The organism is Corynebacterium sp. ES2794-CONJ1, assembly GCF_025660615.1.
Classification (GTDB): Bacteria; Actinomycetota; Actinomycetes; order Mycobacteriales; family Mycobacteriaceae; genus Corynebacterium.
This window is the reverse complement of sequence record NZ_JAOTIM010000001.1, coordinates 492932-513168: the sequence shown is the minus strand read 5'-3', so window position 1 is coordinate 513168 and position 20237 is coordinate 492932. Positions and strand designations below refer to the sequence as shown.

16 protein-coding genes are annotated in these 20237 nt (G+C 53.9%); 7 read left to right on the top strand and 9 right to left on the bottom strand.

Going from position 1 to position 20237, the window contains the following annotated elements:
• Positions 1-225: 225 nt before the first annotated feature.
• The 4 genes from N7326_RS02335 to N7326_RS02320 all read left to right on the top strand — a co-directional run bounded on the left by N7326_RS02335 (position 226) and on the right by N7326_RS02320 (position 2827).
• Positions 226-480 carry a hypothetical protein gene (locus N7326_RS02335; RefSeq protein WP_259080347.1) on the top strand — a complete coding sequence of 85 codons (255 nt, stop codon included), beginning with the start codon at positions 226-228 and terminating at the stop codon, positions 478-480.
• 219 nt (positions 481-699) lie between these two features.
• Complete coding sequence (gene thrC, locus N7326_RS02330; RefSeq protein ID WP_263088088.1) at positions 700-2127, top strand: threonine synthase; 1428 nt, start codon at positions 700-702, stop codon at positions 2125-2127.
• A 45-nt stretch (positions 2128-2172) separates the two neighbouring features.
• Positions 2173-2304, top strand: coding sequence for a hypothetical protein (locus N7326_RS02325; RefSeq protein ID WP_263088086.1), 132 nt, complete (start codon positions 2173-2175; stop codon positions 2302-2304).
• The gene (locus N7326_RS02320) at positions 2291-2827 is read left to right on the top strand and encodes an NUDIX hydrolase (RefSeq protein ID WP_259080353.1); all 537 of its coding nucleotides are present in this window, start codon (positions 2291-2293) and stop codon (positions 2825-2827) included. Before N7326_RS02325 ends, N7326_RS02320 begins: the two co-directional genes overlap by 14 nt.
• Positions 2828-2928: 101 nt before the next feature.
• On the opposite strand, the gene N7326_RS02315 is transcribed toward N7326_RS02320, so the two are convergent.
• Positions 2929-5700, bottom strand: a complete 2772-nt coding sequence (locus tag N7326_RS02315; RefSeq protein ID WP_263088085.1) for an exo-alpha-sialidase — start codon at positions 5698-5700, stop codon at positions 2929-2931.
• Positions 5701-6294: 594 nt separating this feature from the next.
• Between N7326_RS02315 and N7326_RS02310 the strand changes: the two genes are divergently transcribed.
• The gene (locus N7326_RS02310) at positions 6295-7716 is read left to right on the top strand and encodes a Na+/H+ antiporter family protein (RefSeq protein ID WP_259080357.1); all 1422 of its coding nucleotides are present in this window, start codon (positions 6295-6297) and stop codon (positions 7714-7716) included.
• 161 nt (positions 7717-7877) lie between these two features.
• Here the strand turns inward: N7326_RS02310 and glnA are convergent, their stop codons facing one another.
• Entirely contained in the window at positions 7878-9314 is a 1437-nt protein-coding gene (gene glnA, locus N7326_RS02305; RefSeq protein ID WP_259080358.1) for a type I glutamate--ammonia ligase, read from the bottom strand.
• A gap of 162 nt (positions 9315-9476) precedes the next feature.
• On the opposite strand from glnA, the gene N7326_RS02300 reads away from it, so the two are divergent.
• Positions 9477-9953: an RDD family protein gene (locus tag N7326_RS02300; RefSeq protein ID WP_259158714.1), complete on the top strand. Its 477-nt coding sequence runs from the start codon at positions 9477-9479 to the stop codon at positions 9951-9953.
• A 32-nt stretch (positions 9954-9985) separates the two neighbouring features.
• On the opposite strand, the gene N7326_RS02295 is transcribed toward N7326_RS02300, so the two are convergent.
• From N7326_RS02295 to sucB, 7 genes are all read right to left on the bottom strand, one after another.
• Positions 9986-10753 (bottom strand): DUF4191 domain-containing protein, encoded by a 768-nt coding sequence (locus N7326_RS02295; protein WP_259080362.1) that lies wholly within the window; start codon positions 10751-10753, stop codon positions 9986-9988.
• 39 nt (positions 10754-10792) lie between these two features.
• Positions 10793-11839 carry a lipoyl synthase gene (lipA, locus tag N7326_RS02290; protein WP_259080366.1) on the bottom strand — a complete coding sequence of 349 codons (1047 nt, stop codon included), beginning with the start codon at positions 11837-11839 and terminating at the stop codon, positions 10793-10795.
• A gap of 40 nt (positions 11840-11879) precedes the next feature.
• The gene (gene lipB / locus N7326_RS02285) at positions 11880-12632 is read right to left on the bottom strand and encodes a lipoyl(octanoyl) transferase LipB (RefSeq protein WP_259080368.1); all 753 of its coding nucleotides are present in this window, start codon (positions 12630-12632) and stop codon (positions 11880-11882) included.
• 95 nt (positions 12633-12727) lie between these two features.
• On the bottom strand, positions 12728-13120 hold the full coding sequence (gene gcvH, locus N7326_RS02280; RefSeq protein ID WP_259080370.1) for a glycine cleavage system protein GcvH: 393 nt from the start codon (positions 13118-13120) through the stop codon (positions 12728-12730).
• Between the two features lie 10 nt (positions 13121-13130).
• Positions 13131-14231, bottom strand: coding sequence for a glycine cleavage system aminomethyltransferase GcvT (gcvT, locus tag N7326_RS02275; protein ID WP_259080372.1), 1101 nt, complete (start codon positions 14229-14231; stop codon positions 13131-13133).
• Between the two features lie 8 nt (positions 14232-14239).
• Positions 14240-17062 (bottom strand): aminomethyl-transferring glycine dehydrogenase, encoded by a 2823-nt coding sequence (gene gcvP, locus N7326_RS02270; protein WP_411512286.1) that lies wholly within the window; start codon positions 17060-17062, stop codon positions 14240-14242.
• Between the two features lie 577 nt (positions 17063-17639).
• Positions 17640-19691, bottom strand: coding sequence for a 2-oxoglutarate dehydrogenase, E2 component, dihydrolipoamide succinyltransferase (sucB, locus tag N7326_RS02265; protein ID WP_263088083.1), 2052 nt, complete (start codon positions 19689-19691; stop codon positions 17640-17642).
• Positions 19692-19833: 142 nt separating this feature from the next.
• Here sucB and N7326_RS02260 point away from each other — a divergent pair, with 142 nt between their 5' ends.
• Positions 19834-20220: an oxidoreductase gene (locus tag N7326_RS02260; RefSeq protein WP_259075997.1), complete on the top strand. Its 387-nt coding sequence runs from the start codon at positions 19834-19836 to the stop codon at positions 20218-20220.
• The last annotated feature ends 17 nt before the right edge of the window (positions 20221-20237 follow it).

The following is a 20237-nucleotide window of genomic DNA, read 5'->3' as shown; positions in this document are numbered from 1 at the left end:
CCAGTACGTGAGCGCAGTCAAAGCACGATGATGCATCTTCTGACTGCGCTTTACTCATATCTCCTTACCGCCAGAGCAGTTACGTATCAGTGAGAACGCGGTGGAAAACACGGTCGTGGAAAATAGGGGAATTCCCTGATGTTTTACCCACTTCAACTCGCTTATAGTGGAAGCCATCGCCACCGGCGAATAACCTGCTCAACCCCAAGACTATAAGGAAATAGAATGGCGCTCACTTTTACTCTCGACCTCAACCAATGCACCCTCGAACAACTACGCGCATTTATGCGAGCTGTTGAAGCCAGCGGGATGAAGCCCTCAGCCGAACTTGTTCTGGAGGACCAACAATTAGTGGCGCGCATTAATAACCCGCACACCTCTCACCCTCAAGCGGAGCCAACTCAAGTGTTTGACCCCGTCAGCCTAGGTGATACTGCGGTGAACGCTTTGATTGATGCTTTAAAAAACCGGCGAGGATAAAATCAGGAAATATCTCCTTTTTAACCCGCCTAGAGAGTCAAGAGGGTAATGCAACGAAAAACAACTACCAACAAGTTCTACGCGGACCAAATAATAGGTGAAAGATCTCGCGGTATTGGTTCCGCTGCAATAAGTCGGAATTTTTCGCTTGTGGGCTAGCGAGAAAAATAAATACCGTGGGATACCAACTTTGGCTAGTTTGACGCTACGCTAAAAGTCATGCACTATATCTCGACCCGCGACCCTCAGCGCGAGCCCAAGAAGTTCTGCGATATCCTCCTCGGTGGCCTTGCCCCTGATGGTGGCCTCTACCTGCCAGACAAATACCCTCAGATCATCGATGAGACACTCACCATGTGGCGGAGCATTCTCAGCGATGAGGGCTACGCAGCTCTCGCGGCTGAGATTCTTCCCATCTTTATTGATGATATTCCCGAAGCGGATCTACGACGGATCGCTGCCAGGGCTTATACACACCCGAAGTTCTCCTCACCCGAGATTGTTCCGGTGACCACATTAGATGAGGGCCTTTATATTGGGCACTTATCTGAAGGACCCACGGCGGCCTTCAAAGATATGGCAATGCAATTGCTCGGTGAGCTTTTTGAGTACGAGCTTGCCCGTCGCGGAGATCATCTCAATATTCTTGGAGCGACCTCAGGTGATACCGGGTCCGCGGCCGAATACGCCATGCGCGGGCGCAAGGGAATCAAGGTCTTCATGCTAACCCCGAAGGGGCGCATGACTCCCTTCCAGCAAGCTCAAATGTTTGGACTCGATGACCCAAATATTTTCAATATCGCCCTCGATGGTGTTTTCGATGATTGCCAAGATGTGGTCAAAGCTGTCTCGCGTGATGCTGAATTTAAGGCAAGATACCGCATCGGAGCGGTGAACTCGATTAACTGGGCGCGGTTAATGGCCCAAATTGTTTATTATATTTCGTGCTATCTCACGGTGACATCGTCGAATTCCGAAAAGGTATCGTTTAGCGTGCCAACCGGTAATTTCGGAGATATCTGTGCCGGCCACGTGGCGCGTCAAATGGGGCTTCCCATCGATTCACTCATCGTGGCCACCAATGAAAACGATGTCCTTGATGAATTCTTCCGTACCGGAAACTATCGGGTGCGCTCCGCAGCCGACACTCTAGAGACCTCCTCGCCGTCCATGGATATTTCGAGGGCGAGCAATTTTGAGCGTTTTATCTTCGATCTCTTAGGCAGAGATGCCGAGCGCATCGCTGAGCTCTTTGGAACCCAGGTTCAAAAAGGTGGCTTCTCGCTGATCGATGATGCGGCGCTGAAATCTGTTACCGGACACTATGGTTTCCGTTCCGGACGCTCCACCCACAGCGATCGTGTAGAAACCATTCGCCTATGCCATGAGCGTTATGGCGTGCTGATCGATCCACATACCGCGGATGGTCTCAAAGTGGCTCTCGATTGGGCCGATCAAATCACCACACCGATTATTTGTTTAGAGACGGCTCTGCCTGTGAAATTTGCCAATACCATCAACGAGGCCATCGGGAAAGATCCAGAAATGCCGGAGCGTTTCCGCCAAATTATGCAAGCCGAGCGCCGCGTTGTCGATCTTCCCAATGATGCTGAGCGCGTCAAGCAATTCATCGCGCAGCACGCCTAAACCGACCACCTCCATCACTTTCAAGCAGAGTGGAAAGGGTTTGATATGTCACTCGAACGCACCGCCCCAGACGAGTATTTTACTGATTTCGATCCCGAGGCATTTGCGAAAAAATTCCTCGCCGATGCCCATAAGCAGCAAGAGGAGGGGGAAGAATCACCCGATGGCGACGCCTGATTTTATCCACCACTTAAGACAATCGGTTGGCCATGAGATGTTGTGGCTTCCTGGGGTCACCGCTGTGGTGATCAAGGATGTACCTCCTGGGGCGCCTATCCACGCGGTGCCGGAAGTCTTACTGATCAAGCGAGCCGATGATGGCCAGTGGACTCCGGTTACAGGGATCTGTGAGCCGGGGGAGCAACCTCATCACGCCGCTATTCGTGAGGTGAAGGAAGAAACTGGGATAGATGTGCGCGTCGAAGCTCTTTTGGGGGTGGGCGCTACCCAGCCTATTGAATACCCCAACGGTGATAAGTGCACCTTTATGGATACAGCCATGCGCCTGTCTGTTATCGGCGATGAGGTCCCTGTGGTCAATGATGATGAAACCACCGAGGTTGGGTGGTTCTCAGTGATGCAGATGCCGAGGATGCAGCCGCGTTTTCGTCTCGTAATTGGTGATGCGGTGGCGCAATTGCGCAGGCCAGAGGGGTTCAAACCGCGAATGGGCTATGTCAAGCGCGACCGGGCACGCTAGTTGAAGAATCTTCCTAATGATCAAGACTATATGGGCGGGGCACTAAGAAGATTTTCTTAGTGCCCCGCCCTTAATAACTGTCTGTGCTATCGCCTGTTCTCCTAGAAGAGGTTTGCGGCGAATGCGGCGAAGACAGCGCTGATCAGAGCGATCACTGTAGCAATGCCACCTAGGATCGCGCCCCAATCAACGGAAGCGGGTTCTTCTTGAACATCCTTCGGGGTGACCAAGAAGCTGCCAGTGGTTTCGGCTGCCTCGTAGTTCGCCGAAGCAGTATCGCGAGCAGCGACTGCAGCGGTAACCTCGATACGGGTATTTTCAGTGATTAACTGGCCGAGCTCTGCAATGGTGAGGTAGGTCAGTGCGACACCTTCGGAGTTGGTGCGAACAGATACCGTTGATCCTGACGAGGAGAAGGTGACTTCTTCATCGGCAGCATCTTCACCGTTGTGCTGGACCTTGGCGCTGACGAGAATACGGTTATCCTTTACTGAACCCACCGGAAGATCTGCGAGTTCTCCGAGTGTAATGGAGGTATTCTTCATCTCTCGATCGCGAGGTAGAACGCTGAAGCTACCAGTTCCATCAACACCGCGCATATCATCTGCAGTTATCTTGGGGCGAGCCCGCAGAGAGTAGGTTACAGCTTCTTCGGACGGCTCAACGGATGCAACGGTAACGGAGAAGGTGGCGTGGCCGTCTGCAAGTGGGCTTTCGCTGACCAATTCATCATTGAGGTAGAGCTCGATAGCGGTGCCATCAGGGATCGTGCCAGTGCTTGAGGTTGCGTGGACCGTAACCGGCACCGTGATATCGCCTGTGGTAGAGGCGAGTTCGCCCACTGGAAGGATGGTGGCGCGCACCGTCTCCAGTCGTGGATTCGGTTCAATGATCGAACCTGGAACCACGGTAATCCGAGGAGTAGTGAGGGTCTGAGTGGTGACCTCGTTGGTCTCCAAATTGGTGTATTCGAAGGTGACTTCGGTCTCGAAGTAGCCTCGCTCAAGATCCTCTGCCGTCACGGTGTGCGTGGGAAGTGGGCACTTCGTACCAATGATATTGAGTGACGAGTACCGGCACGTTCTAGCGCTGGGACGAGCGAAGTTGTTGAGCCCTTCTCCGCCCGAAGGCTCGACCTTAATAGCTGCGGTCTCATAATAAGGATTGACAATCGCGAACTCGTAGTTCACCAATTCGCCTACTTTCCACTCATTATTCTCGCGTGGATAGGTAAGAGCAGCCCAAGCTGTTGGCTCGGTGACGTTGAAATCCCAATATTCACCTGGACCAGGAACTTCAACTTCGGTTGCATCACGCAGGAGCAACTCAAAGGTACCAATGGAGTTGATAGGACCGTTTGCTACCGTGATCTTCACCTCATTGAGGCCGTTGTTGCCCTCGAGTGGAGCGACAGCCTTGACCTCCACGGTGGTGGACTCACCGGGCTGGAGGGAAACCCTAGATGGGGTGCTGGTAAACGTCCAGCCCGCAGGGCCTTCGAAATTAACAGCTTGGTTGAAGATTTCCACACCAGTGGTATTAGTGAGGGTCACAGGAACAGTGATATTGTCGCCAGCGCCAACGCTCTTGGTGGGGCTATCGACATTGAGGCAGCTCGCTCCGAGCCAGGGGAGGTTAAAGCGCCCGTAGTAAATATTGTTTCCGCCGGGGGCGTTATCTTCCCAGAGTATGCCGATATCACCGTTGGCGAGAGTGGTCAGGTTGGTATACATGATATTCTCGCGCTTGAATTCCCTGGAAACAGGCCACGTTTGACCATCGTCGCAGGACATGCGGATCGTGCCGTTGGCACGAGCTCTCGTCGAGGCGGTATTGGAGAAGAGGAGAACCTTGGCGAGTGCCGAGTCCTTAGGGGCATTCGGGAAGGCCCGAATGATAGAGGCGTTATTGCGAGGATCGGGCAGATTATTGTCGAGCTCTGGCTCCGTCCAGGTATAGCCACCATCGTAGGAGTAGGAGATCTTGCGAGCGCGCTCGGACCCGTAGGAGGAGCGAGAGTTATTCATCAAAACGCCGTTGGAGAGCTCAACGATTTTGTTCTCGTCCATGCCGTTGCCCCAGGGGCGTGAGGCGTACCAGGTCTCACCGTGGTCGTCGGAAAGCCAGGCGACTGCTTTCCAGTAGTTACCGTTGGTGATAACCATGGCGGGCTGGATCAAGCGGCCCTTGTGGCGTCCGTATTGTAATTGGATGCCATTGCCAGAAGTAGCAAAGCGAGCTTTCCAGGAAGGATCTGGGGTGATATCGCGGGTGATAACACGATCGTAAATCCACGTCCGGCCACCATCGGTTGATTTAGCGTAGGCGGCATGGATGATATTTCGGTCAGAGGGATCCGTGCCGGGCTTCGATGCGATGATGCCAGCGTCGAAGGACTTGACGTGGAAGTTAAAAATGGTGCCAGTCTCGCGGTCAACAATATATGACGGGTCGGAATACCCGACGGGCTTATCGCCTAGGGTTGCCGGGGCGATATCGATCTGCGCGCTCCAGGTCTTACCGTTATCGGTCGAGCGATTTTGCACGATTGCATTTGGGTAAGGAGCGTCACCGCAGTTGGCTGGACGACCATCATAAGAAGCGAGGACGTCGCCGTCCTTGGTGGTATTGAGAGCAGGAATACGATAGCAATCGTACTTATCGCCAGCGGTGGCAATCTGTTGCTCTTCGAAGAAGGGGTCCGCAGTGGGATCGGGATTGGCATCGAAGCCATAGGTCCCGTTGGCGGCGTGCCCTGGGATGCCGGTAAAGGTATCGGCGAGGGCACTCGGGGCGGCTTGAACCAAGCCGAAGCCGAGGGCGAGCGCGGATAGCGATGCTATCAACGCGTGGCGCCGTGTTTGGTTTTTCATAAAGGCACCTTTCACTGGAGAGAAGGAAGGCATAGTGCTCACTTGTCAATGGCACTGTGGATGTCTGTTAGTCCTCTGACGTCTTATGTTTTAACTAACAAGTCGAATCTTATTATAACCTTCAACACAATTGAAGAACTCCAATGAAAGATGTCACAGGTCATAATTTTTATTAACTTATAGGTTTTATAGCATTTCACTCAAAAAGTCTTATATATGTCCCATTGGTACAGGTATGAGAGGTGAACGCGGGGGAGTATTGACTATCGGGATGTGCCGTGTACCAGTTTTAAGCTGAGAATCTTGGGGGTGTTAAGTGGGGGTGGGGGTAGGTGAAAACTCCATAGATCGACGGTGGGGACTGGTTTTCTGGGGTAACTACGTGGTTACGGGGGTAGAAAAGGGGTTGGGGCACTGAGCGTAATGGGTCAAAAGCTGCATATTATGCAAATAAAATTATGAGGGGTCAGGGCTGAACTAGCTCGCTAAACAGCGTTTGACATGTTAAAAAGACCCCTAATTCTCTGGATGCCCCTCGAATAGTTTGCTGTATAAATATATTAAATATGCAGTGCTGCGTGTATATTGATCTAAATGAACGCCGTATTAATTGCTGTTGCCGTCATGTTGCTGCTCGCACTGGCTAGAGTGCACGTTGTTCTCGCGCTCTTTATAGGCGCACTCGTCGGAGGACTCCTGTCGGGCATTGGCCTCGATGCCACCATGGTGGCCTTCCAGGACGGGTTATCCGGAGGCGCCAAAATTGCTTTAAGCTACGCACTTTTAGGAGCCTTCGCGATGGCCGTCGCGAGCTCGGGATTGCCGGAAGCTTTAGCTCGCTGGATTATGGGCAAAATCGGAAGTGAATCACACAGTGCCAACACCCGTGCCGTTGCCATAACCAAGTGGTTAATGATCGCCGGAATTCTTGCCATGTCCGTGATGAGTCAGAATCTCATCCCCGTCCACATCGCTTTTATCCCTCTCATCATCCCACCGTTGTTGGCGGTGATGAATAAGTTGAACCTCGATCGCCGCTTGGTCGCGTGTGTCCTCACCTTCGGGTTGGTGACCACCTATATGTGGATCCCTGTGGGTTTCGGATCGATCTTCCTGAAGAGCATTTTGCTCGGAAATATCGAAGAAGCTGGTCTTGATACCAGCGGATTAAACGTGATGACGGTGATGACCATTCCCGCCATCGGTATGTTGATGGGTCTGCTCGTTGCGATCTTTATCAGCTACCGCGCGCCGCGATACTATAGCGATCAGCCGGTTGCGGAGACCACAGCGGCCACCGCGAACACGGCGAACACGGTGAACACGGCGGAAACTCCGGCCTCGCCGAGCACGCCAAATATACAGACCGCACCACCTTCACGCTATAAAATCGTGGTCGCCCTCGGGGCTATCCTGGCAACCTTCCTCGTTCAGGTGGCCATGCAAATTTTAGGAACCGAAGCCGATTCGCTACTGATCGGTGCGCTCATTGGTTTATCTATCTTCTTACTGACAGGTGCAGTGAACTGGAAGGAAGCCGATGATGTTTTCACAGCTGGCATGAAGATGATGGCACTGATCGGCTTTATTATGATCACCGCTCAGGGCTTTGCCTCGGTAATGAAAGCAACCGGGGAAGTGGAATCCCTAGTCAATTCCTCAGCAGCACTGATTGGGGATAATCAGGCACTCGCTGCACTTGTGATGCTGCTGGTTGGACTAGTGGTCACCATGGGTATCGGCTCGAGCTTCTCCACCTTGCCGATTCTGGCCACGATTTATGTCCCTTTATGTATGACGCTCGGCTTTAGCCCTGCGGCCACTGTCGCTATTATCGGCGCCTCGGGTGCGCTCGGGGACGCAGGTTCCCCTGCCTCCGATTCGACCTTAGGTCCCACTATGGGCCTCAACACTGATGGGCAGCATGATCACATCCGAGATTCGGTGATACCCACCTTCCTCCACTTCAATATCCCACTCATCGCAGCGGGGTGGATTGCGGCTATGGTTCTCTAGCCCAATAACGACCAAAAGAAGAGAGGTATAACTCCAGGAGTGGAGTTATACCTCTCTTCTTATATCCTCAACCCCCCATTACAGGACGAGTAAAAAGCCATTTTCCCCAGAAATCGAAGAAATAGGGAGCCTATAACGGGAAGCTGAAAAGAGAAATGCGTCTAGCAGTCGAAATACATCTCAAACTCCTGCGGAGTCGGACGCAAGCGCACAGGGGTGATCTCGTTGTCATATTTGAGCTTGATATAAGTTTCAATAAGATCTTCCGTGAATACCCCAGTATCTGTAAGGAATTCATGCCCCTGCTCGAGAGCGCCCAAAGCTGCCTCCAGTGAGGTAGGCGCCTGCGGAATGGAAGCAGCCTCCTCAGGTGGGAGCTCATAGAGATCCTTATCCACTGGAGCATGGGGTTCAATGCGGTTTTTAATGCCATCCAGACCGGCGAGCATCATCGCTGCAAAGCCAAAATAGGGGTTACCGGAAGGATCTGGTGCGCGGAATTCTACCCGCTTAGCCTTCGGGTTCGAGCCCGTGATAGGAATACGAATAGCAGCCGAACGGTTTCGCTGGGAATACACCAGATTAATTGGTGCTTCGAAGCCAGGAACGAGCCGGTGATAGGAATTGAGCGTGGGATTAGTAAACGCCAAAACCGCACCAGCGTGGTGCAAAATACCGCCAATATAATAGCGCGCGATATCAGAGAGCCCAGCATAACCGGATTCATCGTGGAATAGTGGCATGCCGTCTTTCCACAGGGACTGATGCGCATGCATTCCGGAGCCATTATCGCCAGCTAGTGGCTTGGGCATAAAGGTAGCAGTCTTACCGCGACGGAAGGCGACATTTTTAATGATGTATTTGAAAGTCTGTAGATCATCGGCGGCATGGAGCAAAGTATTGAATCGATAATTAATCTCCTGCTGACCACCTGTACCTACCTCGTGGTGGAAGCGTTCGATGGCGAAGCCAGATTGAGCCAGCGTCCGCGTCATTTCATCGCGAATATCCTGACTTTGGTCATAGGGAGGAACGGGGAAGTAGCCGCCCTTGAGTCTGGTTTTGTACCCGCGGTTTGAGGAGCCATCTAGGTTAGTGTCCGCGCCGCGATTCCACCAGCCTTCATCCGAATCTACCTCGTAGAAACCACTATTGATATCGGTGGAATAACGGACCGAATCGAAGAGATAAAATTCCGCCTCCGCACCAAAATAGCAGGTATCAGCGATACCGGTAGAGGCTAGATATTCCTCCGCCTTCAAGGCCACCGTTCGTGGATCGCGAGAAAAAGGTTCCTGCGTAAACGGATCAACCACAAAGAATTTGATATTAAGCGTTTTCGCGGCACGGAATGGGTCAAGCGCAGCGGTCGCGATATCGGGTATCAAACTCATATCCGACTCGTCAATGCTGGTGAAGCCACGGATTGAAGATCCATCGAATGCGAGGCCCTCCGCCATGGCATCTTCGTCCAGGATATGGGCTGGGATGGTGAAGTGTTGCTCGATACCGGGGACGTCGGTGAAGCGAATATCAATGAATTCGACGTTCTCGTCCTGAATAAAGCGCAAAACATCTTCCGCTGATGTGAAAGCCACGCGTTTCTCCTTAAATGGGTGATGCTGATATACGAGGGACGCTCCCGCCACATGGTGAGAATAGTCAATCCTTCATATCTTATAGTACGTACGTTTCTGTCGAGTGACCAAAAAGCTTCATTTTTTGGGTGGACCTACCCAAAGCAATGATAAATTAAAGATATGTCTAAATCGCAGCGCAGGTCCTGGTTAGACGGGCCCGAAATCCCCGCGGAATTCTCCGAGCACGGCCCCGCACGCTGGCCAGGAGAACACTTAGGCCTACCAGCACATGGCCCAAACTCTCTAGCATCGGTCATAAGGCGCGCCGGGGGAGTGACCATTGATTGGATCGGCTGCTGGATAGTTGCTGCCTTTATCAATATATTCACCAGCGTGTTGGGCGGCACCGCAACGTTGACGTATCTTCTCTTCATTGTGCTCGGTGTTACCACCGTTACCCTATTTGCCCGCACCCCTGGGCAAGCGGTACTCGGCATGGGAGTCGCACGTATCGATTCAGCCAATGAGCGCGTTGGCTTTGTGCGGGCTCTTGCCCGTACTGTTTTTACCGCTCTTGTCCTGCCTGCCGCCATGGTTGATACTGATGGGCGCGGCATGCACGATAGAGCCACGGGAACCGCCGTCATTATGGCTTAAAAAAATCCCCGACCGTGGTCAGGGATTGCTCTTTATGGTTTCTCTTGCCGAGATGCGTGCCGGCGAGCGCGCCTATTCATTCCAGATACCCGCCCGCCCTTGGGCAGCGGACCTTTGGGAATCCCCGCGAGTCCTTGAGATTGAACCTTATCCATGGCATCGACGCGCGCGGCAATTTCGTAGACATCATCTTTTTTGTAGATCCGCTTGAGCCGTACCAAACGACTTTGAAGTTTGCGCAGCGGCACCTCATCCTCGCCGTCGCCGACGATCATACGGGTGACAGGAACACCTGGAACCAACCTATTCAGGCGTTTTTCCTGCTGCTTAAAAAGGGGCTCGAGGCGGTGCTTCTCGCCCTCACCGACCAGGACGATACCGCAGACACCGATGGTGCGATGAACGAAATCCATATGAGTGTTTGAAGCAACAGCAGGTTTGGTTTTCCACACCACACCCAATCCGCTGCGCAGATTCTCTAAGGCCCACCCCGCGGCACCGGGCTGATCTGAGGCTTGGTTATAGACACTATTTTGCAGGCGCCTGGAAAAAACCCACATTGCTAGCGCCAGACCGGCACTTAGTCCAAGCGCGAGCATAAACCACTGGCCACCGACGAAGACGCCGATCAGGAAGAAGACGAGACCCATACCTAAGATACTGAGCAGCATCAAAGGCACTAAGGCCTTATCCTGCTTGCGCTGCATATTAAAGGCTTGTCTTAATTGCGACCATGTCTGTCGACGTTGGGCACGTTTAGCCGCGCGCTGTTCTTTTTTCGATACCTTCGGATCTGCCATGTCCTCTAGATTACCGATCAAAAGTCAAATAGGGGAATTTTAGCGGAAAGATCCTACGGGAGTGTCCTGGCTTTCGCCATATTTTTCCAAGAGCGTCGAAGCTTCCTGCGCTGTGCTCCCAGTAGCGGTATCCGCTAGGTGGCTGAGATTATCGGGCAGAGTCTCCCCGCGCGCCGCCAGGGCCTCCGCGTACAGCTTGCCAGCCCGGTAAGAAGACCGAACCAGTGGCCCCGACATCACAGCTCCGAAACCGATCTCATAAGCGAAATCGCGATGCTCGATGAATTCCTCAGGCTTCACCCACCGGTCGATGGGGTGATACAGAGGTCCAGGGCGCAAATACTGCGTGATGGTGATAATATCGCAGCCCGCCTCATGAAGATCCACTAATGCCTCCCGGATTTCCTCAGGGCTCTCGCCCATGCCCAAGATGAGGTTCGATTTAGTAATCAACCCATAATCGCGGGCTTGCCGGATCACATCCAAGGAGCGCTCGTAGCGGAAGGCAGGGCGAATTCGCTTAAAAATCCGCGGTACGGTTTCGAGGTTGTGAGCAAATACCTCCGGGCGTGAGTCAAAGACCTCTGCGAGAAGATCTGGTTTGCCGGAGAAGTCCGGAACGAGATTTTCCACCCCGGTGTGCGGGTTGAGCTCATGGATCTGCCGCACAACTTCGGCGTAGAGCCACGCGCCTTCATCGTCCAGATCATCACGGGTCACTCCGGTGATGGTGGAATAGTTAAGTTGCATCTCTTTCACGGATTCCGCAACCCGGCGCGGCTCGTCACGATCGAGAGGTTCCGGCTTGGCGGAATTGATCTGGCAGAAGTCACAGCGGCGCGAGCAATTAGAACCACCAATGAGGAATGTCGCCTCTCTAGATTCCCAGCACTCGTGGATATTTGGGCATCCGGCTTCTTGGCATACGGTATGCAGGCTGGCACCAGAGACTTTCTTCTTCATGTCTTGGTACTCAGGGCCTGTTTTTACCGCGGTGCGAATCCAGCGCGGCTTGGACTCAATAGGGGTCTGGGAATTACGCGCTTCAACTCGTAGTAATCTGCGTCCGTTCGGTGCTGTACTCACACCTTGGAATGTACTAGCTAAACCGCTATGTGTCGAAACCTTAACCTTGAGCCCGTGGAGTCTTCGTGGGGTCACTGGCTACGTCGAAGCTATGGTCACTGACGGCCAAACTGCCAGCAAAGGCGTGCTCCAGAGCGGTGAGAGTGGGCTCGATCATCTCCTCCACAGTGATCTCTCGGCCTAATTCAACGCTGAGAGTGGTTACCCCCGCATCTGCAATACCGCAGGGAATAATGTGGTCATAGTACTCCAGAGTATTACAGCAATTCAGGGCTAGTCCGTGCATAGTGACCCCCCGCGTGATCCTAATACCCAATGCAGCAATTTTGCGGTGGAAGTGATGATCACCAGGGATCCACACACCCGAGCGCCCGTCTACCCGGCCAGCGCCTTCTAAGCCCTTATTGCGCACCACTTTTATGAGGGCCTCTTCTACACGACGCACATAATCCACCACATCAATGGGATCGGCAAGTTTGATAATAGGGTAGGCCACCAGCTGTCCTGGCCCATGCCAGGTAATCCGCCCTCCGCGATCCACGTCGATAACAGGAAGTCCGTTGTGGGGGCGGTCTTCTGGTTGGGTCCGCTTGCCCGCGGTATAGATCGAGGGATGCTCGAGAACCAGAATGGTATCGGGGATCTCCTCAGCTGCGCGCTGCTGTGCGAGCTCCGCTTGCATCTCCCACGCAGTGAGATAGTCCACGACCCCGAGGCGCTGAATGGCGATGGGCGCATCGGAGTGGCGGATCGAGAGATGTGGGGGGAAGAAGGGCTTGCGCGGAGCTGTCATAATTCTTCAATCTAGTTCTGGACCCCACAAATTCCCAATTACCACCGCGTATCACCGAGTGCATAACTCGCGGTGATCACGGATGTTACCTGCTCCTAGGCGTCCACTCCATTTTCTTTGGCGTAGTCTGCGGCAGTCATGAGGTCTCCTACTGCGGAAACCTCTACGCTAAAGAGCCACCCCTGGGAGTAGGGATCATCATTGATGAGGGAATAATCATCGTGGACATCGTTATTGACTGCGACTACGGTGCCAGAGACAGGGGAATAGAGATCGGATACTGACTTTGTGGATTCTACTTCTCCGCATATATCGCCAGCGATCACCTCCTCACCCACACCTGGTAGTTCGGCGAAGACAACCTCGCCAAGGCGATCTGCTGCGATATGTGTGATTCCAACCTTAACGGTGGTACCTATGGCCTGATCTTTCAGGCGATCGATCCATTCGTGTTCGATTGAATAGGAAAAATCTTGAGGTAGAGACACGGTGTACTCCTTAGTGCTTGTGTTGTCGGTGATAAAAGGGCAAGGGCGTGGTGGTGAAGGGATATCGTCTGCCCCGAATCTCGGCCTCTATAGGGGTTTTATTGTGGTGATACCCATGCTCAATATAGGCTAGGGCAATCGGATATCCGAGGGTGGGCGAAGGCTGGCCCGAGGTGACAACTCCAATGTCTGTGTTGCCGACAAAAAGACGATCGCCCGCCCGCGCCGCCCGCTTGCCCGTTGAACTGATACCCACAAGAATTTTTGTGGGGTGCTGTGCTGCTAGGAGAGCATCACGACCGATGAAGTCGCCCTCGGAGCTTATGACAAAACCGAGCCCGGCATCATAGGGATTTTTCTCTCGGGTTAATTCGTGGCCGTACAGTGGCATGCCCGCCTCCAAGCGGAGTGAGTCGCGGGCTGCTAGGCCACAGGGTAATAACCCCAGTTGCGCGCCTTTATCAATAAGGAGGGGCCACAGCAGATGGGCCTTGTCGGGGGTGAGAAAGATTTCGAAACCATCCTCACCGGTATAGCCGGTGCGTGCAATGAGGATATCCATGCGGGCGATCGTCGTCTCGGTGGCGCTGTAATAACTAAGCGTACTGATCTCACTGGGGTCTGCGGCGAGCTGCTTGAGCAGATTTTCGGAGTTCGGTCCCTGAACCGCGATAAGAGCGACCTCGAGGGTGGCGTCATGCAGGACTATAGTAAAGCCCTCAGCGCGCCGGGTGAGCTCTTCGACCACTACAGCGGTATTACCGGCATTGGGTACGACCAGAAAGCGCTGCTCTCCCAGGCGATAAACGATGAGATCATCGATAATTCCGCCGCGTTCGTCGACGATCATGGTGTATTTGGCCTTGCCGATTTTTATCTCCGAGAGCGTAGATACCAGGGCATAATCTAAGAAACGGGCGGCATCTTCGCCGGTGATGAATACTTCACCCATATGGGATAGATCAAAAAGCCCCACCCGCTCCCGTACCGCGCGGTGTTCTTCTAGCTCTTTGCCGTATTTCAGCGGCATGAGCCACGGGCCGAACGCTGTAAAAGTGGCAGATAACTCCTCGTGTTCATGGTGGAGAGGGGAATGTATCAACGTGGTCATAGGGATCCTTACTGTTGGGGTTCTGCAAAAGCTGCTGGCGGCGGGCAGGCGCAGGAGAAATTGCGATCTCCCCATGCCTCATCAAGGCGGGCTGATGCGGGGAAGTACTTCGTTGTGCTCGGTCCGGCGGGGAATCCAGCCTGTTGACGGCTAAAGCTATGCTCCCATCCATCGGCCATTAGTGCGCGAGCCGTGAACGGGGCGTGGCGGAGGAGGGAATCTTCATAAGCTACCGCGCCAGACTCGATCTCTGAGATCTCTTCAGCAATGGTGCGAAGAGCTGCGATAAAACGATCCAACTCGGATTTATCTTCGGATTCCGTGGGCTCGATCATTAATGTGCCAGGCACGGGGAAGGACAGGGTTGGGGCGTGGAAGCCGAAATCGATCAGCCGCTTCGCCACGTCGGTGGCGGTGACGTGGGTGCGTTCGGTGATATCTCGCAGATCGATAATGCACTCGTGGGCTATGAGACCGCCCTCGCCGGAGTAGAGGATGGGGAAGAAATCGCGCACGTGATGGGCAATATAATTAGCCCCAAGAATAGCCATTCCGGTCGCCTCCTTTAATCCTTCAGCTCCCATTAATGCGATGTAGGTCCATGAAATGGGTAACACGCCAGCTGAACCATAAGGGGTGCCAGAAATCGGGATGCCCGCGAGCTCCGCGGCGGGGACTGCGGGATCGACACGATGGGCAGCTGTAGGTAAGAAGGGCACAAGGTGCTCGGCAACGGCCACGGGACCTACTCCAGGCCCCCCGCCACCATGGGGAATGGTGAAGGTTTTGTGGAGATTCAAGTGGGATACATCGCCGCCGAAATGCCCAGGACGGGCGATCCCGGCGAGCGCATTGAGATTAGCGCCATCGATATATACTTGTCCTCCCGCGCCATGAACCTTTTCGCACACTGTGCGAACCGTATCCTCAAAGACGCCATGGGTTGAGGGGTACGTGATCATAATGCCTGCGATTGCGCCGGCGTGGGCTTCTAGTTTGGCTTCGAGATCTTTTAAATCGATAGATCCATCGGGGGCAGTTTCTACCACGACAACACGCATATGGGCCAAGGTGGCCGAAGCCGCGTTGGTTCCGTGCGCAGACTGCGGGATGAGCATGATATCGCGGGCATCATCACCTCGGCTGAGATGGTAGCGCCTAATGGCGATCAGACCCGCAAGCTCCCCTTGAGAACCCGCATTCGGTTGGATGGATACGCGAGCATAGCCAGTAATAGTGGCCAGCCACTCTTCGATTTCTGCGATGAGATCCAACCATCCCTGAGTAAAGCGGACTGGCGCAAAGGGGTGGATATGGGCAAATTGAGGCCATGAAATCGGTTCCATGGCGGTGGTGGGATTCAGTTTCATCGTGCACGAACCCAAGGGGATCATGGTGCGATCGAGAGCTAAATCTTTATCCTGCAACCGGCGCATATAGCGCAGTAATTGAGTTTCAGAGTGCGCTGAGAAAAAAATTGGGTGCCTTAACGCTGGTTCCTCGCGGCATAGCGATGGTGGATAGGGGCGCGCAGGAGCTGGCTGGTATGGGGCGTTGAAGGCAGTAAGTAACTGCACGACATCACGCTTGGTGGCGGTTTCGCCGAAAGCGACTGAGACTTTATTCTCACCAATGACTCGCACGAGATAGCCTTGATCGGCGAGTGCGGTGGCGATGCTCTCGGCTCGGTTCGGGCAGATGACGGTTACGGTGTCAAAGAAATCAACACTGGATAGCTGCCCGCTTGCTACGTCGATTGAATGGGCAAAGTCAGAGGCTAGGGCGTGAACGCGGTGACTAATGGCGCGTAAACCTTTAGGGCCGTGCCACACGGCGTACATCGACGCCGCCACTGCTAATAGGGCCTGCGCCGTGCAAATATTACTGGTGGCCTTCTCACGGCGAATATGCTGCTCGCGGGTTTGCAGAGCGAGGCGATAAGCGCTAAGGCCCGCGGCATCCTTGGATACACCAACGATGCGCCCCGGCATCAAGCGCTTCAAGGAATCCGTACACGACATAAAGGCAGCGTGAGGCCCACCGAAATAAAGCGGTACCCCAAATCGCTGCGACGAGCCTACCGCAATATCGGCGCCCAATGTACCGGGAGAACGTAAAACCTGGAGGGCAAGCAGGTCAGTGACTACAACGGTGAGCCCACCACGAGCGTGAATATCGGAAATAATGGGAGCGGGATCGATAAGATCGCCCTCGGTCCCGGGATAAGCGATCACCGCGCCGATGAGATCGTCGCCCTTGGTGCCGGCAATATCATCACTAATGACTACCTCGAGTCCTAAGGTGCGTGAACGCTCCGCCGTTACCGCGAGCACCTGAGGGTGAAGGCGAGAATCGATTATAACGCGCCGCCCTTTTCGTTTCGCTCGAGCCATCAGTCCCACGGCCTCGGCGGTGGCGGAGGCTTCATCTAGCAGGGAAGCATTGGCAACGGGTAGGCCAGTAATCTCGATGATCATCGTTTGGAAGTTCAGCAGCGCTTCGAGTCTCCCCTGGGAAATCTCCGGCTGGTAGGGCGTATAGGCGGTATACCAACCAGGATTTTCTAAAATATTGCGCCTAATAACGCTGGGCGTGATAGTGGAGTAAAAGCCTTGGCCATAAAAGGAATGCAATTCCACATTGCGGTTGGCATATTCGCGCAGCTTGGCGGTGGCCTCGTATTCGCTGGCTGCTGGCGGAAGATCAATGGTCTGTGTATCGATAATAGACTGCGGCATCGCTGCAGTAATGAGCTCATCTAATGAGCTAAAGCCCAGACTGTTGAGCATATCGGCTTTGTCCTGCGAGTCGGGGCCGATATGGCGATCCATGAACTGTGCGGATAGGTAAGTATCTGACATACGGTCTCCTAAGACCTAGGTTACATTTATGCAAATGTGTGATGTAAACCATTGTATGCTGCTTGCGAGGTTTTGGCCGGGCTTCTACGGTAGCCATGCCGTGGACACAAGCTGAGGCACTGCTTATGCAGACCGACGCGCTGACCAATATGGTTGAAATAGTTGGTTATGTGGAGACAGAACTTAAATGCTGTGGAGAATAGCGCTACGTTTTCTCTACCTGCAAGGACGAAAATGCCTGGAGCTAGCAGCGCGCTGCCTAAGCGCCGTCAGGTTGCCATCTGGCTGCTGAAAATAGCCAAGGTTGATTCAAATGGGCAGCCCGCAAGGACTCAGTTCGCACTTGGTGATCGGAAGAAAGAGAGGAGACCAAATTTTCCTCACCTCTGCCCCCGGACAGCAATAATCGAAGCGCAGAAGATTTTACAATCTAAAGTTCGAGACCTTCGGTGCACCAACAACAAGGAGCGGCTTCCACGTGGTGTGGAAGCCGCTCCTTAAACAATTCTCAGATCTTCATGCTCTGCGATATCAGGTAGGCAATCTCTTAGAGTTCGAGATCCGCTTCGAAATTGCCAGTCTCCAAACGATCCTTGATCGTCTGAGTAAAGCGGCCAGCGTCCGCTCCATCGACAACTTGGTGATCGTAGGTGAATGGGATATAGCACATCTGGCGGATCGCAATCGCATCACTACCGTTAGCGCTGATCACCACTGGCCGCTTCTGGATAGCTGCGGTGCCCAGAATACCTGCCTGTGGTGGTACCAGGATTGGCGTATCCGACAAGGCTCCAGCCGAACCGATATTTGTGATGGTGAAGGTAGCTCCGGTGAGATCTTGTGGCTTGAGCTTATTATTGCGAGCTCGGTCAGCCAAGTCAGCAATCTGTTGGGCAATCTCAGGGAGGGAAAGATCTTGAGCCTTGTGGATCACAGGGGTGAGCAAGCCACGGGGGGTATCAACCGCGATGGCGATATTGACATCCTCGTGATAGGTCATTTCCTTTGTCTCAGGATTATAGGAAGCATTGACATTCGGGTGGGAAACCAAAGCTTCAACGGTCGCCTTGACGAAGAACGGCAGGTAGGTGAGGTTGACACCGTGCTTGTCTTGGAACTGCGGCTTCTTTGCCTTACGCAGTTGAGCAATAGCGGTGACATCGACTTCTTGCAAGTGAGTCAGTTGAGCTGCCGTCTGTAGGGCTTCGACCATCTTCTTGGCGGTGATCTCGCGGATACGGTTGACCTTCTTGGTGGTACCGATGAGGTCTTGCTTCTCCGGATCAACAGCTACCGTCGACCAGCGAGCCCGAGGTCCGGTAGCTTCTGGTGCTGCTGGGGCTTTGCTGGTGTCAGCAGCGGGCGCGGCCTTTTGCGGTGCATTCTTCTCTTCAGCAGCCTTGATAACGTCCTGCTTGCGGATGCGTCCGCCCACGCCGGTGCCGGTGAGAGTTGAGAGCTCGATGCCGTGTTTATCGGCCAGCTTCCGAACCAATGGGGTGACGTACGGAACTCCATCAGTATTGACCTTGGTTGAGCCTGTCGCTTCTTTCGGTTGCGACTTCGACTCGGACTGAGCTGCTGGTTGTGCTTGTGGCTTGGCTTCAGCTTTGGGCTCTGGCTTAGCCTCAGGCTCTGGCTCAGGCTCGGACTTGGCCTCTGGCTCTGGCTCAGGCTTGGTCTCTTCCTGAACGGCATCGGGGTCGCCGATGCGCACAATGACGTCACCGACGTCAACGGTATCGTCTTCCTCGAACAGGATCTCCACGATCGTGCCGGCCACGGGGGAGGGGACCTCGGTGTCTACTTTGTCAGTGGAGACCTCGAGGAGGGCCTCGTCGACCTCGACGGTATCGCCTACGGCTTTCAGCCACTGGGTAATGGTGCCTTCGGAGACTGATTCTCCCAGTTCCGGCATCACCACATCAACGGCGCCAGCAGATGAGTGTGCTTGTGGCTTGGCTTCAGCTTTAGGCTCTGGTTTAGCCTCAGGCTCTGGCTCAGGCTTGGTCTCTTCCTGAACGGCATCGGGGTCGCCGATGCGCACAATGACGTCACCGACGTCAACGGTATCGTCTTCCTCGAACAGGATCTCCACGATCGTGCCGGCCACGGGGGAGGGGACCTCGGTGTCTACTTTGTCAGTGGAGACCTCGAGGAGGGCCTCGTCGACCTCGACGGTATCGCCGACGGCCTTGAGCCACTGGGTAATGGTGCCTTCGGAGACCGATTCTCCTAGTTCCGGCATCACCACATCAACGGCGCCAGCAGATGATGTCGCAGAGGAATCTTTTTGAGGAGCCTTTTCCGCTGCGGGGGCAGCTTCTTTTTCATCGTCTTGGTTGTCAGCTGGAGCTTCATCGGGGTCGCCGATGACGGCGATTACTTCACCGACGTCCACGGTATCGTCCTCGTTGACCTTGATCTCCAACAAGACACCAGCAACGGGGGAGGGGACCTCGGTGTCTACCTTGTCAGTGGAGACCTCGAGCAGGGCCTCATCGACCTCGACGGTATCGCCTACGGCCTTGAGCCACTGGGTAATCGTGCCTTCAGTTACTGATTCGCCCAGCTCGGGCATGATAACGGAGTGCGCCATGGTTAATTTAGCTCCTATGAATTTAACGTGTGATTGCAGTAGTCACAAAAGGTCTTAATACCCCTAGAGCGTACCCGTTTTATGGCAGAAATGTGACACGGATGTCCGCAAGTTCTTATTTTTCCCCCTACAATTGTTCCTTGTGTTCAATATATTTGGCCGCAAAGGCGCGAAATCAAATCTGAAGCCACCCCGCGCTCCCGGGGATACTATCCGCAGCAATGACCTGGCCTACCTCAAAGGGTGGGTGGCATCGCGGCTGTTAGTCGAGGGTTTTATCGAGCCAGAAACCCTGGTTAACGAAATGAGTGTGTGCCTTGTCGATGAATCGGGTGATTTCACCCGCCGTCGCATCGGCGGTCCTAAGGGTATTGATGTGGTGGCCAAAGAACTAGGTATTGCCCTCTATGATGTTGAGGAAACTGGTTACCCCCAACGCATGCGTGAGCGTATTGAGAGAGAGCGAATTTTGCGCAAGCGCCGCGAGCAAAAAGAACGCCGCGAACGTTTCGAACGCGGCGAGTATTAGGGTGCTGCAGGTACTTA